7 protein-coding genes and 5 pseudogenes are annotated in these 15,460 nt (G+C 55.7%); 5 read left to right on the forward strand and 7 right to left on the reverse strand.

The features are described from left to right. Positions 1-145: 145 nt before the first annotated feature. The 3 genes and pseudogenes from JNO11_RS10010 to JNO11_RS10020 form a co-directional block, all read right to left on the reverse strand. Positions 146-1,668 (reverse strand): annotated as a pseudogene (locus tag JNO11_RS10010) (carboxylesterase/lipase family protein). Between the two features lie 431 nt (positions 1,669-2,099). Further along, entirely contained in the window at positions 2,100-3,443 is a 1,344-nt protein-coding gene (locus tag JNO11_RS10015) for a VOC family protein (RefSeq protein WP_325177259.1), read from the reverse strand. Between the two features lie 67 nt (positions 3,444-3,510). Next, a pseudogene (locus JNO11_RS10020) lies at positions 3,511-4,846 on the reverse strand (aromatic acid/H+ symport family MFS transporter). Between the two features lie 322 nt (positions 4,847-5,168). On the opposite strand from JNO11_RS10020, the pseudogene JNO11_RS10025 reads away from it, so the two are divergent. Continuing rightward, a pseudogene (locus JNO11_RS10025) lies at positions 5,169-6,090 on the forward strand (LysR substrate-binding domain-containing protein). On the opposite strand, the gene smrA reads toward JNO11_RS10025, so the two are convergent. Further along, complete coding sequence (gene smrA / locus JNO11_RS10030; protein WP_010244689.1) at positions 6,087-6,653, reverse strand: DNA endonuclease SmrA; 567 nt, start codon at positions 6,651-6,653, stop codon at positions 6,087-6,089. The pseudogene JNO11_RS10025 and the gene smrA sit on opposite strands and share 4 nt — an antisense overlap. A 317-nt stretch (positions 6,654-6,970) precedes the next feature. Here smrA and JNO11_RS10035 point away from each other — a divergent pair, with 317 nt between their 5' ends. After that, positions 6,971-7,723 (forward strand): FNR family transcription factor, encoded by a 753-nt coding sequence (locus JNO11_RS10035; RefSeq protein WP_010244686.1) that lies wholly within the window; start codon positions 6,971-6,973, stop codon positions 7,721-7,723. Between the two features lie 117 nt (positions 7,724-7,840). Next, a complete protein-coding gene (gene uspE / locus JNO11_RS10040; protein ID WP_010244683.1) occupies positions 7,841-8,797 on the forward strand; it encodes a universal stress protein UspE in 957 nt (318 codons plus the stop codon). A 46-nt stretch (positions 8,798-8,843) separates the two neighbouring features. Here uspE and pntB read toward each other — a convergent pair. Beyond that, positions 8,844-10,233: pseudogene (pntB, locus tag JNO11_RS10045) on the reverse strand (Re/Si-specific NAD(P)(+) transhydrogenase subunit beta). A gap of 3 nt (positions 10,234-10,236) precedes the next feature. Then, entirely contained in the window at positions 10,237-11,769 is a 1,533-nt protein-coding gene (gene pntA / locus JNO11_RS10050) for a Re/Si-specific NAD(P)(+) transhydrogenase subunit alpha (protein ID WP_122888846.1), read from the reverse strand. 540 nt (positions 11,770-12,309) lie between these two features. Between pntA and ydgH the strand changes: the two genes are divergently transcribed. Together ydgH and JNO11_RS10060 are read left to right on the forward strand one after the other, a co-directional pair. Continuing rightward, on the forward strand, positions 12,310-13,263 hold the full coding sequence (ydgH, locus tag JNO11_RS10055; protein ID WP_010244673.1) for a DUF1471 family protein YdgH: 954 nt from the start codon (positions 12,310-12,312) through the stop codon (positions 13,261-13,263). Between the two features lie 206 nt (positions 13,264-13,469). After that, positions 13,470-14,862 (forward strand): annotated as a pseudogene (locus JNO11_RS10060) (basic amino acid/polyamine antiporter). 127 nt (positions 14,863-14,989) lie between these two features. On the opposite strand, the gene JNO11_RS10065 reads toward JNO11_RS10060, so the two are convergent. After that, entirely contained in the window at positions 14,990-15,403 is a 414-nt protein-coding gene (locus JNO11_RS10065; protein WP_010244668.1) for a hypothetical protein, read from the reverse strand. Between the last annotated feature and the right edge of the window lie 57 nt (positions 15,404-15,460).

The raw sequence follows: 15,460 nt of genomic DNA on the forward strand, positions 1-15,460 counted from the left end.
AACTGTTTTGTTACCTAATATTTTACAGCGTCCCTAAGGCAAATTTCACTTTATAGCCTTTTTTATTCAGCAGGTTAACCTTTAAAAAGCAGATTAATTCCATTCGCGCAATTTGATGGTTAGCAGGCTAACCATGAGCTGCCGTTTAAAGCCTATCCATACGACTCATTAATAGCCGGAAAAGCCGCATACGGGCGCGCATAAAGTTCCGCTTCAGAACCAGCCCGCTCTTCCGATCATCACCGAGTGACATTGTCACGTCAGAGCCTGGGTGCCAGGCTGGCCACACGACTTCCCCCTCCAGCTGATGCTTGTATTCCGTAGCATCACGGGCAAAGGTAAACCAGTACTCGCTGACCCGTGCCGCAAATGCCCGATCGGCCTCACTGAAGGGTCGTTCTTCGTTGGGATCCGGCATCTGACTCAGCGTGTTCAGCACATAAGGCACTTCGTTGCCGTGCCAGGTGCCGTGCGGATAGAGGTCACGGGCATGTTCAGAGACATAATCAAACCAGTAGCGCCAGCCTGGCATTCCGGCATTGTGCTGCGCCCGCATCACCAGCCACGGCACCAGGCTGAATGCCATATCGCGCGCCACGGCACGTCCCAGCCGCTGATCGTCATGAATGTCATACATCCATTTAAGCGTCCGGTAAGTGAGACGATTTTTATCGCGTAACTGATGCAGCACCGCGGTGGCATCCACGCCAAAATATTCCAGCACGCTGGCTTCATCGCTGTTGCTGCCCGCCATCAGCGGCAGACGGTGCTGTTTTGCAGCCATAAAGGTTTTCAGCATCGGCTCAGGCAGGACAGCGTCACCCGCAATCGGCACCGGCGGGATCGCCAGCGGCCCTTCCAGCGACCAGAAGGCATCGGCAGGCAGTGCGCGCAGGTCATCAGCGCTGGCATCGGGCGGCAGACCGAAATGGCGGGCCACCGCCATACCCTGCTGACGCGCTTTTTTCAGCGGCGTATCAGGCAGGCTGTAGGCGCTCTGCACAATCCCTTTATGAAACAGCCCTTCGGCCAGTGGCGAACAGCAGAGTGACAGCACGCTGCGTGCGCCTGAGGATTCACCGAAAAGTGTCACATTGCGGCGGTCGCCGCCAAAGGCAGGAATGTTGCGCTGCACCCACTGCAGTGCGGCAATCTGATCCAGCAGGCCAAAATTGTTGACCGTGCTGGCAACAGGGTATTCAGCATCCAGGGCCGGATGAGAGAAGAAACCGAGATGGCCGAGCCGGTAGTTGAGCGTCACCACCACCGCGCCGCGTGAAGCCATCGGCTTGCCGTTGTAAGGTGCCAGCCCGCCAGCACCAATGGTGTAGCCACCACCGTGCAGCCATACCATCACCGGCAGGGGTTTCACGGGCGCGACATCGGGCGTCCAGACATTAAGGTAGAGGCAGTCTTCGCTGAACTCACCCGGATCGCCACCGCCCACGGCCTGGCAGTAAGTGCGATTTTGCCAGCCGGAAGCCCCAAACGCGGTGGAGTCGCGCACCTGCAGCCAGGGCGTAACCGGCTGTGGCGGACGCCAGCGCAGCGCGCCAAGTGGTGCCGCCGCATAAGGTATGCCTTTGAATACGAAAAGGTCATCGTCCATGCATCCACGCAACTCCCCCCCTCAGCAGTCATGATCCTCAGACCTGTTTCGTTTTTCATTCCTGTTTCCCTGTTCAAACGTCCCTCCATTATTTGCAGGCCCGCCAGCATTGTCCAGGTACGGAAGGGATTTGCAGAATAAGCCGAAGCGTGAGGGGCAGGCGTGAACATGCTCATCAACAGGTTCAGAGAGTCAGTTACGGTTATGATTCAACGTTGTTTATCTTTTCGCGATTGGTCAATGACGCTGCCTGCGCCGGAGTGGCGCGTCGTTGCTCTGTTATCACGTGCGGTTGTGCTGCTGTTAATCAGTCAGTCTGCTAATAGATTAAGATACTCACGCGGGTAAACCTGCGCTGAGCGGTAAAGCGTTGTTTTTCCCCAGTCCTGTCAGCATATTACCCGCGTTGCTCTACTTCAGGTCCACTGGCCTTAGCAGGGCGGGTGCGGAGAAAGCGTTGCGGGCAACGCGCCTGTTGCCCGCAGAGGCGTCAGTCTGGCCGTAAGCCGCACTGCACCAGCGAGCGTTGCTGCCGCTCTTCGTATAGCGCCATCTCATCCAGCACGACAGCGCCCAGCGCGGCTTCAAATGCCTGGCGGCTCGCCTGTCCCGCCGAACGAACCTGCGCCCGATCGCCGAGGTTGGACTGGAAAATGCCCGCCGCGCTGACGGGCAGAAAATCTTCGTAGATGATAGGGTCTGCCAGCACACGACCTTCTTCGACGAGGGTCTCCAGCGATTCTCCCTGAGCCGGCGGCGTCGCGATGCCCTTTTCACTCAGGCGATAATGGAACCAGGCCAGCTCCTGCTGGCGCAGCGTGGTTTCGTCGTCGGGGAAGTCACGGAAAATCGCCGCCAGATGTTGCTGATGCTGCTGATTATCCTGACCGCTTCCCGCCTCGCTGAGTAGCCGATCGTAGAGCGCACGGCCCTGAGGCGTCAGCGCCACGCCGCGCTGCTCAATTTCACCGAAGCGTGCAGTATGGGTTCCCTGATGCCCATCCTGAAAGATGATCGGCTCTTCCAGCGCTTTGAAGCTGGTCTGACGTAACAGGATCGGCACCTGACGACGCGGTGGTCCCTCGATCAGGGTTTTCGGATCGATACCGCGCGACGGCATCAGTTGCTGTACGCGGTCAATATCGAGCGTGCGCGGCGTGAGATGGTTGATGTGGCAGCCGGGAAAGCAGACCACGTCAGCGATCAGCCGATGCTGCTGGTTCAGCGCCTGATAGGTCTGACTGTCCACGCTGCTATGGGCATGCCAGCGGAAGGTTTCCAGTGCTTCGGTAACAAACTCAGTGGCCTGCTCGTCGGTTAATCCGCCCTGCTGCTGATGCAGTTCCAGAAGCGCCCGGCATCGGGGGGTGAAAATGTCGCGCGCGGCAAGAATCTCCGCCGCTTTTTCACGCAGCGCGTGGTCGTCGATCAGTTCAGGGCGTAACAGCGAGGTAAAGACCCGAAAGGGATTGCGGCGCAACGCCGCATCGGTGATCGGCCGGAACGCCGTGGAGTGCACCGGCACACCAGCCTGAGAGAGATCGTAATAGCCAACCGGGTGCATTCCCATCACCGCAAACAGCTGCCGCAGTGTGGCTAATTCGTCTGCCGTGCCCACACGGATCGCACCGTGACGTTCCAGGTTGAGTCGGTCGATCTCATCGGCTGCGGTGAGACGATCTTTCAGCGCGATATCCGCTTCCAGCGCGCGGTCGTTGACGGTCGCCACCAGTTGCATCAGCGTGCCATATTGTGGCACTTCCTGCTGATACATAGCTGACATCGCCTGAGAGAAACGGGTGCGGATGAGATCCGCACTGAGAAAGTTGTCCATCTTATCCACCTGACACCGTTAGCGTTGCTGCTAATGTAATGCAACATGCTGGCCTCAGCGGAAAAAATCACGAATCTGTGATCGGCTTAAAGCCGTAGCGGTTTTTTAACAGCAGCATCAGGGTGGTGATCACAGCCGGTATTGCCAGCAGCAGAAAGATTACGCTGAAAGACCATCCAAGAGACATCATCTCTGCGCCAACGAAGGCGCTTAAAATCGCGCCGATGCGGCCCACTCCATGCATCCAGCTGGAACCGGTAGCGCGGGCGTGGGTAGGATAATAGCTGGCGGATAAGGCATTCATACCGGTATTGGCCCCGTTGAAACAGAAGCCACTGCAAAAGGCGATCGCACTCATCATGCCCACTTCCGCGGGTGAAAAGCCCAGTGCCACAATAAACAGACCGCCGCAGCCGTAGATCGCCGCCAGCGCCAGATTAGCGTTGAAGCGATCCATCATCCAGCCCGCAAACAGGGAGCCCAGCGTCCCGCCCGCCTGATACATCGCGGTGATAATCGCCGCTTCGGTCACTGACATGCCCAGGGTGTTGACCAGCGACGGCAGCCAGTTGCCAATCAGGTAAACCATGAACAGCCCCATAAAGTAGCCGCCCCACAGCATAGTGCTGCCAAACAGATAGCGGCGTGAAAGTACGGTGCCTATCGCGCCGCTCACCGGCATGGTGGCCTCAGGCGCGTGAAACGCACAGTCGGGCGCGGTTTTGCCCGGCATCATCCGGTCGAGGATGGCGTGAATGCGGGCAGCCGGTGCGCCACGGCTGATAAGAAATCGCACCGACTCCGGCAGGCCGCGGATCAGTAATGGCAACACCAGCAGCGGCAGAATACCGCCCAGCAGCAGCACGGAGTGCCAGTCATAGCGCGGTAACAGCCAGGAGGCAGCAAATCCCCCCGCTGGCGGCACCAAAGGTAAAGCCGCAGAACACCACCGTGATGATAAAAGCCCGCCGCCGCTCAGGTGCATATTCCGCCACCAGCGTGCCGACGTTGGGCATCGCCGCACCCAGTCCCAGCCCCGTCAGGAAACGGAACAGCATCATCTGCTCAATGTTTTGTGACAGCGCCGTTGCCAGCGTCCAGAGACCGAAAAAGAAGACGCTGAGTATAATCATCATGCGACGGCCATAGCGGTCAGCCAGCGGTCCTGCCACCATGGCACCCAGCGCCAGCCCGATTAACGCTGCGCTGATGACGACCCCGAGCTGATGATTACTCACCCCCCACGCGGCTTTCAGTGTCGGCGCAATAAATCCCATGATCGCAATGTCCATGCCATCGAGTGCCACCACGATAAAACAGAGCGCAATGAGCCGCTTTTGCCAGTGGCTCAGCCCCTGCTGGTTGATAAGCTGGCGGACATCTACCGCCTCGACGCTGGTCAATGAACACTCCTCTGGAGTAACGAAATCTGACATCAGTTTAAGTAAAAAAAACGGCGCTAATGATAGCCGATCGTTAACCTTAAGCGGTCAGATTTTTATATGATATTGAGAATTATTCAACTTTAAGCCGTTAAGTTATTGATATACCGTAGTCAGAGGATGGCGTTTTTCAGAGGCATACCCGGCTGAGCGCTTTTTAATCAGAGAGTTAAAGGGTAGCGCGGTCATTTCAAATCGTTTGTTAAAATAAATTTGCAGCAAAGTTAACAGAATTCATTTTTAACAGTTGCCTGAAGCCGGTCATTCTCATTAAGTTTAGGATATGGAAAAAAATATCCTTTTCAATCAGCGCATTCGCTTGCGCCATCTACATACCTTTGTTGCGGTTGCGCAGCAAGGCACACTGGGCCGGGCGGCAGAGACGCTTAGCCTCAGCCAGCCTGCCCTTTCCAAGACCCTGAATGAGCTGGAGGAGCTGACTGGCGTTCGTCTGTTTGAACGTGGCCGGCTGGGCGCGCAGCTGACCACCATGGGAGAGCAGTTTCTGACCCATGCGGTGCGGGTACTCGACGCGCTAAACCATGCCGGACAGAGTTTTAATGAGCAGCCGGGCGATGCGCCGGTGATTATCCGGCTGGGGGGCATTGACCACTGCCGCGATGGGGATGCTGCCACGCATCCTGGATCGTTTTCATCAATTGCAGCCCAACACCACCATTCAGGTGGCGACACTTCACAATAATGTGCTGCTGGCGGGCTTGCGCGGCGGTGAGTTCGACATCGGCATTGGCCGGATGGCGGACAGCGCCATGATGACCGGGCTGACCTATGAATTGCTGTTTCTGGAGTCACTCAAGCTGGTAGTCAGGCCGGAACACCCGCTTTTAAGTGACAACGTCACGCTTTCGCGTGCTATGCAGTGGCCGGTGGTGATATCGCCCGAGGGCACCGCTCCGCGCCGGATTGCCCAGCAGATGCTGGATGAACAGGGCTGCACCCTTCCGCCTCACTGCATTGAGACCTCTTCGACTTCACTGGCACGCCAGCTGGCTCTTCGCTACGACTACATCTGGTTCGTCCCTTCCGGGGCGATTAAAGAGGATCTGAGCCACAACGCGGTTTGTGCGCTGCCGATCGCCTCTTCCGGGCCGGGCGAACCGGTGGGCATCATTACCCGCACCGGCGCAGAACTGAGCCTGAGTGCTGAAGTGCTGATGTCCACCATCCGTAAGTTTCACAGTTAGCGGCTGCGTTTCGCATGCCGCTCGCGGTTTTCAAGCCGGGCTTTATCGGTTTTGCGCAATCCGACATAAAGCGCCCCGGCCCCGCCATGCCGGGTCTGGGCCACGCAAAAGGTCTGTACGTCATCAAACTGCTTTAGCCAGCGCGCCAGATAGCTGCGAACAATGTTGGCATGCGATTCATCATCACGACCTTTACCGTGGATGATCAGCAGATTGCGCAATCCCTGTTTGTGCGCCTGCATCATAAAGTTAAAGAGCGCCTGACGACAGGTTTCGACCGGTTGCCGCAACAGATTGAGGCTGGCATCCAGCTGATACTCTCCTCTGCGCAGTTTATCCAGAATCCCCTGCTGAATGCCGTCGGCTTTATATTCCAGCGGGGTATTGAGTGGAACGATCTCCAGATCGCCCCGGGTCAGGAAATTCTCTAGCTCCGATTCACCTGGCGGTTTTCGTGGCGCCTTCGTTGAGGGTGCTTTAAGCCACAAGGTTGTGGTGGTGTCTTTTAACGGCGTGACATCGCCCATGGCATCCCGAAAGAGATCATTATCATCAAGGTTCATGGTTTTCTCACACCTGGTTAAAATTGATGGAATGTGCAAATCACGCTTTACCCGTTAGCGTAGCAAAAGCTGGAATCACCGGCCCACACCACTTTTTCGAAAGTCACTGCCAGTGCAGAAGCGTGTGACAGATCACATAAGCGGAAAGTTTTCTTGACAGTCGGCCCTGTTGGGATTCTGAGAAGCCCGTCACATCAGCGTTTGTCGTTGTGTGCTTAGTCCATAATATTTGTAAGTGTAAAACTGCTCGGATGAGTTCCCTTCAGCACAAAAAATGTTAAAATTGACCCCAGTCAATAATCGTCGAGCAAACCATTATGATCCCTGAAAAACGCAGCATTCGTCGTATTCAGTCGGGCGGTTGTGCCATTCACTGCCAGGATTGCAGCATCAGTCAGCTCTGCATCCCCTTTACGCTAAATGAACATGAGCTGGATCAGCTCGACAATATCATTGAGCGTAAAAAACCCATTCAGAAAGGGCAAACGCTTTTCAAAGCAGGCGATGAACTCAAGTCTCTGTATGCGATTCGCTCCGGCACCATTAAAAGCTACACCATCACTGAACAGGGTGATGAGCAGATCACCGGTTTCCATCTGGCGGGCGATTTAGTCGGCTTTGACGCGATTATGGGCTCCAGCCATCCCAGCTTTGCGCAGGCGCTGGAAACGGCAATGGTGTGTGAGATCCCTTTTGAAACGCTGGATGATTTGTCGGGCAAAATGCCGGCCCTGCGTCAGCAGATGATGCGTCTGATGAGCGGTGAAATCAAAGGCGATCAGGACATGATCCTGCTGCTGTCGAAGAAAAATGCTGAAGAGCGCCTGGCGGCGTTTATCTGGAACCTTTCCCGTCGTTTTGGCCAGCGCGGCTTTTCACAGCGCGAATTCCGCCTCACTATGACGCGTGGCGATATCGGTAATTACCTGGGCCTGACGGTTGAAACCATCAGCCGCTTGCTGGGGCGTTTTCAGAAGTCCGGTATGCTGGCGGTGAAAGGCAAGTACATCACGATTGAAAACCATGCCCTGCTGGAAGAGCTCGCCGGTCAGAGCCACCAGGCCGCCTGATCCTCAGCCGGATCAATAAATCTTATTTTGTTGATCCGGCAGTAACTTTTTCACTTCTTCCGCTGTGCAACATAGGCTATCTTTATTCCAGTCGCTCTGGTTTAAGGAGAACGCCTCATGTCCCAGTACCAAAATGTTCTGGTCGCCATTGATGCCCAGCAAGACGATCAGCCCGCGCTGCGACGTGCGGTCTATCTGAATCAACGTCTTGGCGGAAGAATTAAAGCCTTCCTGCCTATCTATGACTTCTCATATGAGATGACCACCCTGCTTTCGCCGGATGAGCGCGCGTCGATGCGCCAGGGCGTGATCAGCCAGCGTACCGAATGGATCCGCGAGCAGGCCCGCGCTTATCTTGATGCCGGTGTCGAAATTGACATCAAAGTGATCTGGCACAACCGTCCCTACGAAGCCATTATTCAGGAAGTGCTCGCTCACCAGCATGACCTGGTGCTTAAGATGGCGCATCAGCATGATCGCCTTGAGTCAGTGATTTTCACTCCAACTGACTGGCACCTGCTGCGTAAATGCCCTTGTCCGGTGTGGATGGTCAAAGATCAGCCGTGGCCGGAAGGCGGTAAAGCGATTGTGGCGGTCAATCTTGCCAGCGAAGAGCCGCATCACGATGGCCTGAATCAGAAGCTGATTCGTGAAACGGTGATCCTGGCGGAAAAGGTGAATCAGACCGAAGTGCATCTGGTCGGTGCTTACCCGATTACCCCTATCAATATTGCTATCGAACTGCCCGATTTTGATCCCAGCGTCTACAACGACGCGATCCGTGGTCAGCATCTGGTGGCAATGAAAGCGCTACGGCAGAAGTTCTCGATTGGTGAAGAGTTCACCCATGTGGCTAAAGGCCTGCCGGAAGAGGTCATCCCCGATCTGGCGGCACATCTGGGAGCTGGTGTGGTGGTGCTGGGAACGATTGGACGCACCGGACTGTCGGCGGCATTCCTCGGCAATACGGCGGAACAGGTGATTGATCATCTGCGTTGCGATCTGCTGGCGCTTAAGCCGGACGATTTCAAATCGCCGATTGACCTGGATGATGAAGAGGATGAGGAGGACTAATCCTCCTCAGAAACAGAGAGGGCGGCTGATTAGCCGCCCTTTTTTATTACAGCGCTTTGAGAATCGCTTCCACGCTGGCTTTGGCATCACCAAACAGCATCTGGCTATTCTCTTTGAAGAACAGCGGATTCTGCACCCCGGCATAGCCAGTGTTCATTGAGCGTTTGAACACTATCACGTTGTGCGCCTTCCACACTTCCAGCACCGGCATGCCCGCAATCGGACTGCGGGGATCATCCTGCGCCGCCGGGTTGACCGTGTCGTTAGCGCCAATGACCAGCACCGTGTCGGTGTCACTGAAATCGTCGTTGATCTCATCCATCTCCAGCACCACGTCATAAGGCACTTTCGCCTCTGCCAGCAGCACGTTCATGTGACCCGGCAGACGCCCCGCCACCGGATGGATACCGAAGCGCACTTTGATGCCAAGCGCACGCAGTCGGGCAGTCATTTCCGCGACCGGATACTGCGCCTGCGCTACCGCCATGCCGTAGCCTGGGGTGATAATCACCGAGCTGGAAGCCTTGAGCATCTCAGCGGTCTCTTCAGCCGTAATCTCACGATGCTCCCCCCGCTTCCTGACTTTCATCGCCACTGCTGGCTTCAGTACCAAAGCCGCCCGCTATCACGCTGATAAACGAACGGTTCATCGCTTTGCACATGATGTAGGAGAGGATCGCACCGGATGACCCCACCAGCGCACCGGTCACAATCAGCAGATCGTTGCTCAACATGAAACCAGCAGCGGCGGCGGCCCAGCCTGAATAGGAGTTAAGCATCGAGACCACGACCGGCATATCCGCGCCGCCAATCGACGCGACGAGATGCCAGCCAAACGCCAGCGCAATGACCGTCATCAGCAAGAGTGCAAACACCTGCACAGCCGTGCTGCTGGTGTTAACAAACCACAGCAGCAGCAGGAACGAAACCACCAGCGCCAGCAGATTCAGCTTGTGACGATGCGGTAACGCTAACGGCCGTGAAGAGATTTTGCCGCACAGTTTGCCAAACGCCACCAGCGAGCCGGTGAAGGTGACGGCACCGATAAAGATACCGATAAACACTTCACTGAGATGGATATTCTCCATCACCGCTGGCAGGCCAGGCGCATGGTCGATATAGCTGTTGATGCCCACCAGCACTGCGGCCAGGCCAACAAAGCTGTGCAGAATCGCCACCAGCTCTGGCATTTCCGTCATTTCGACTTTCTTCGCCAGACGAATGCCGATAGCGCCGCCGATGACCATCGCCAGCAGGATCCAGACCACATTACCGCTGTCCGGGCCAAATATGGTGGCGATCAGCGCAATCGCCATACCGCTGATACCGAAAATATTACCCCGCTTAGAGGTCTCATGACGCGAAAGACCAGCAAGGCTACAGATGAACAGAATCGCAGCCACAATATAGGCTGCAGTGACTAATCCGCCAGACATGTGTTACCCCTTACGAAACATTTTCAGCATGCGCTGGGTGACGGTGAAGCCACCAAAGATATTGATGCTGGCAATCAGCACGGCAATAAAGGAGATAAAGGTGACCCAGCCACCGTGGCCCATCTGCAAGACCGCACCGATAACAATGATGCCGGAAATGGCATTGGTTACGGACATCAGCGGTGTATGCAGCGCATGACTGACGTTCCAGACCACGTAATACCCCACCACGCAGGCGAGCGCGAACACGGTAAAATGGGAGAGGAAGTCGGCCGGTGCCACGTTTGCCAGGCAGCCAAACAGCACAATAGCCATGGCGATCAGCAGATATTTACGCCACGGTGAAACGGGCTTCGCCTCAATCTTTTCTGACGGCTTCGCGGCGGCAGCGGCAGCCTGTGGGGCGGCGGAGACCTGAATCGGCGGGGCTGGCCAGGTCACTTCGCCTTCGCGTACCACGGTGACGCCACGCACCACCACATCTTCGAAATCGACCTGGATTTCGCCATTCTTCTCTTTACACAGCAGCTTGATCAGATTGACCAGATTGGTGCCGTAGAGCTGGGAGGATTGTGTCGCCAGACGGCTGGGCAGATCGGTGTAACCGATGATTTTCACACCATTCGGCGTGACGGTAACCTGGTCAGCAACGGTCAGCGCACAGTTGCCGCCGGTCTGCGCCGCCAGATCAACAATGACGCTGCCCGGCTTCATGCTGGCGACCATCTCTTCGGTGATCAGTTTCGGAGCCGGTTTGCCTGGGATCAGCGCCGTGGTGACAATGATGTCCACGTCTCTGGCCTGACTGGCAAACAGCGCCATCTCAGCTTTGATGAAAGCCTCGGACATGACCTTGGCATAGCCGTCGCCGCTGCCCGCTTCCTCTTCAAAGTCGAGCTCAAGGAATTCGGCGCCCATACTCTGCACCTGCTCTTTGACTTCGGGACGGGTATCAAACGCCCGCACAATCGCGCCCAGGCTGCCCGCTGCGCCAATCGCGGCCAGCCCGGCAACACCGGCCCCAATCACCATCACTTTTGCCGGTGGCACTTTACCGGCTGCCGTGATCTGACCGGTAAAGAAGCGACCAAATTCATGGGCGGCTTCGACAATGGCGCGATAACCGGCAATGTTCGCCATAGAGCTCAGGGCATCCAGCGACTGCGCCCGTGAAATACGCGGCACTGAATCCATTGCCATTACCGTGACCTGACGTGCGGCCAGCTTTGACAGCAGTTCGGGATTCTGTGCGGGCCAGATAAAACTGACCAGCGTGCTGCCCGCACGCGTCAGCGCAATCTCTTCGTCATCCGGCGCATTCACCTTCAGCACGATATCGGACTGCCAGACCTGCTCTCTGTCGCTGAGTGTGGCACCGGCTGCGATATAGCTTTCATCATCGAAGCTGGCGCGTTTACCGGCGTCATGCTCAAGGGTGACGCTGAAACCCAGCTTGATGAGTTGTTCCACGGTCTTAGGCGTGGCGGCCACGCGCGACTCGTTTGGCAACCTTTCCTTGGGTATTCCAATTAACATAGTGTTTCCTTTCATCGGTTAAAGGTTGATGGCCCGAACCTGCACCACGAGAGCGCGACTGAAACGCGATTTCAGCCGCTTTTAGACGAAACGCAGGTATTTCAAAGTGTTTATAACCTACTGAAAATGTGACGAGCGATCTACAGCGACTACGCAGAGTGATGACATTCACCCAATTATGCAGTGTTCTGTTAAGAAACCTGCGTTATCCCACTGCAAAATAGTCTCACAGGCAGATAATCTGCCAGAGATAATTGTACCCGGACGAATTAATCAACAACAAAAACCTTTATTTAACAATGCATTAACTATTTTATCGCTAACAGTTACCGCTTTTAGTGGTAACTGTCACTAAAACTGGCCATAACTGCGTTTGATGACAAACAAATGAAAAAATCATGGTTGAATAACGCGATCTGACACAAAAAATCGCTGCGACAGTCTGTTTATAACATGCAATAATCAGCGGCTATTCTGTTATACATCAAGAGTCCAGCACGTTTTCGTACTCATTTTTGCGTAAGGCGAAGGATTATTTTTATGAAGCTGAAGAACACTATTCTGGCGACCACTCTGTTGTCCCTGCTGGCAGCCAACGCATTCGCTGCGCAGGAACTTACGCCAGAAAAAGCGGCCGCGTTGAAGCCATTCGAACGTATTAATATTACCGGCCGTTTCAACGCAATTGGCGACGCTGCCGATGCGGTATCTAAGCGTGCAGATCAGATGGGCGCTGCCTCTTATTACATCCAGGCGATCAACGACAGCAACGGTAACAGCGGTAACTGGCGCGTTACGGCTGACCTCTATAAAGCCGATGCCCCGGCAGCCACAGAGTCAACGACTTACCGTCGTTTCAACGGCGTAAACGAACTGCCAAAAGCAGAAGCGTATAAACTCGAACCGTTCGATACCGTTTCGGTCAGCGGCTTCTTTGCCAGCCAGCCGGATGTAAACGACGCAATTTCGAAAGCCGCAAAACAGAAAGGCGCAGCCTCCTTCTTTATCGTTCGCCAGATCGATGCCAACAGCGGCGGCAATCAGTATGTCACCGCCTATGTCTATAAAGCGGATGCTAAAGAGCGCGCAGTGCAGACACCGAATGCGATTCCTGCCGATTCAGAAGCGGGTAAAGCCGCTCTGGCTACCGGTGGCGCTGCGGCGGCTAACGTAGAGATTCCAGGCGTGGCCTCGTCTGAAACGCCAAGCAACAAAGTGGGCCGTTTCTTCGAAACCCAAAGCTCTACCGGCAAGCGCTATACCGTTAATCTGCCAAACGGCAAATCGGTGCAGGAAGTCAACGCCATTACTGCTGCGCAGATGCAGCCGTTCGATACCGTAACCTTCACCGGTCACTTCGGTACGCCAACTGAGATTTCAGAAGAAGTGGCGAAGCGTGCGGCGGACAAAGGTGCCAAGTTCTACCACGTTACCCGTCAGTGGCAGAACCAGAGTGGCGGTAACCTGACCGTCACGGCTGACCTGTTTAAGTAATCCTTCTCAGGGCGGCGCCTGCCGCCCTGCTGTTTGCATAATTCCTGCGCTGTTTTGCATAGTCACGCATTGCCATCCCCTGCCACACTCCGTAAAATCCTCCGCCTGTTTTACCGAATATTGTCCCTGTATTATGCCTTTGGTGTGACATAACCCAGCGACAGAATCCGATTTACCCAGCCATATATGCTAGCGGGAAGGTTGTTTTGGAGAAAAAATTAGGTCTCGGTGCGCTGACGGCGCTGGTGCTCAGCTCAATGCTGGGCGCAGGCGTGTTCAGTCTGCCGCAAAATATGGCTGCAGTGGCTGGTCCGGCGGCGCTGCTGCTGGGCTGGCTGATTACCGGCGTCGGCATCATCTTTCTGTCGCTGGCGATGCTGCTGCTGACCCGCCTTAAACCCGAGCTGGATGGTGGCATCTTTACCTATGCCCGTGCCGGTTTCGGCGAGCTGATGGGCTTCTGCTCCGCGTGGGGCTACTGGCTGTGCGCCGTGATCGCCAACGTCTCCTATCTGGTGATTGTCTTCTCTGCCCTGAGCTTCTTCACCGATACGCCGGACCGGATTATCTTTGGCGATGGCAACACCTGGCAGGCGATGCTGGGTGCATCCGTGCTGCTGTGGCTGGTTCACTGGCTGGTGCTGCGCGGCGTGCAGACCGCTGCCAGCATTAATCTGATGGCGACGCTCGGCAAGCTGGTGCCGCTGCTGCTGTTTATTGTGCTGGCGGTGATGGCGTTCAACTATGATCGCTTCCGCTTTGACTTTTCCGGCGTCACGCTAGGGCAACCGCTATGGGAGCAGGTCAAACAGACCATGCTGATTACCCTGTGGGTCTTTATTGGCGTCGAGGGGGGCGGTGGTGGTCTCTGCACGCGCGCGCCAGAAAAAGGATGTGGGCCGGGCTACATTATTCGCCGTGCTGGCAGCGTTGCTGGTCTATCTGCTGGTGACACTGCTGTCGCTTGGCGTGGTTCCACGTGCTGAACTGGCTCAGATGCGTAACCCCTCCATGGCGGGATTGATGACCCGACTGATGGGCAACTGGGGCGATGCGGTGATTGCGGTGGGTCTGGTTATCTCGGTGTGCGGTGCCTATCTGAGCTGGACGATTATGGCCGCTGAAGTGCCGCTGATTGCCGCGCAACAGGGTGCATTTCCACGCAGTATCGCCCGGCAAAACCGCCATAACGCGCCAGCCGCCTCACTGTGGCTGACCAACGGCAGTATTCAGCTCTGCCTGATCCTGATTGCCCTGACCGGTGCGAACTACAACAACCTGCTGACCATCGCCTCTGAGATGATTCTGGTGCCCTATCTGCTGGTGGGGTTATATCTGATCAAAGTGGTACGCGGACAGCATAAACCGCTGGCGATGGCGACCGGTATCGGTGCCAGCCTGTATGGCATCTGGCTGCTTTACGCCTCGGGGCCATTGCACCTGATGATGTCTGTGGTGCTCTATACACCGGGCCTGCTGCTGTTTCTGTTTGCACGACGCGGTGGCCGCGCAGAGTTTGCGCTGACTTCGCTGGAGCGGATTGCAATGGGATTGCTGATTGCCGCGACGCTGCCCGCCGTGTGGCAGCTGACGACTTAGCGCCTGGCCCGGCAGGCGTAATGGCTGCAGGCAGTGCGAACCCGGCCAGCGCGGAGCAACCAGGCGTACAGACAGTACGTGAGGATGGTGAGCACTGCCCAGGTTCAGAGCCTGATGGGAGAGGTTCTCAGTGTGACTGCACAGGTATTGAGACACACAGCAGGTCATCCTGCTGTGTCAGATTCAGCGGCCTGGAATATTCATGATGGATCGCGTCCAGCTGCTCCGCCGAAAGCGGATAAGGAAGCTGAATATCGAAGCGACTAATCTGCTGTTGTTCCGCAAGGGTAATCAGGCGCGCGATATTAATTTCGTCGCTGACCTGAGTAGAAATGATTTGTAATGCTAATTCTTTTAACGGGTCGTCACTGCCCTGTAAGCGGTGTGCCGATTTACGTGTCACCATGCCAAATATCGGCATCACACCATAAATAGCATCGACGAAGCTCCAGCGCTTTTTGCAGGAAGCGGAGAGAAAGTCACTGTAATTGAAGCAGATGCGGTCGGGGTATATGGCTGATGCCAGCTCTTTATCAGACACACTAACGCTCCTCATGATAATCATCAATATCCCAAACCTGGCGCAAAAAAGGCCGCG

This window comes from Pantoea sp. 1B4, from assembly GCF_016925765.1.
In the GTDB taxonomy this organism is placed as follows: Bacteria; Pseudomonadota; Gammaproteobacteria; order Enterobacterales; family Enterobacteriaceae; genus Pantoea; species Pantoea agglomerans.

What these genes read in the sequence shown, in the direction of transcription:
- smrA (WP_010244689.1), bottom strand. Translation starts at nt 6,653, where the DNA reads ATGAACCTTGATGATAATGATCTCTTTCGGGATGCCATGGGCGATGTC.
- JNO11_RS10035 (WP_010244686.1), top strand. Translation starts at nt 6,971, where the DNA reads ATGATCCCTGAAAAACGCAGCATTCGTCGTATTCAGTCGGGCGGTTGT.
- pntA (WP_122888846.1), bottom strand. Translation starts at nt 11,769, where the DNA reads ATGTTAATTGGAATACCCAAGGAAAGGTTGCCAAACGAGTCGCGCGTG.
- JNO11_RS10015 (WP_325177259.1), bottom strand. Translation starts at nt 3,443, where the DNA reads ATGGACAACTTTCTCAGTGCGGATCTCATCCGCACCCGTTTCTCTCAG.
- uspE (WP_010244683.1), top strand. Translation starts at nt 7,841, where the DNA reads ATGTCCCAGTACCAAAATGTTCTGGTCGCCATTGATGCCCAGCAAGAC.
- ydgH (WP_010244673.1), top strand. Translation starts at nt 12,310, where the DNA reads ATGAAGCTGAAGAACACTATTCTGGCGACCACTCTGTTGTCCCTGCTG.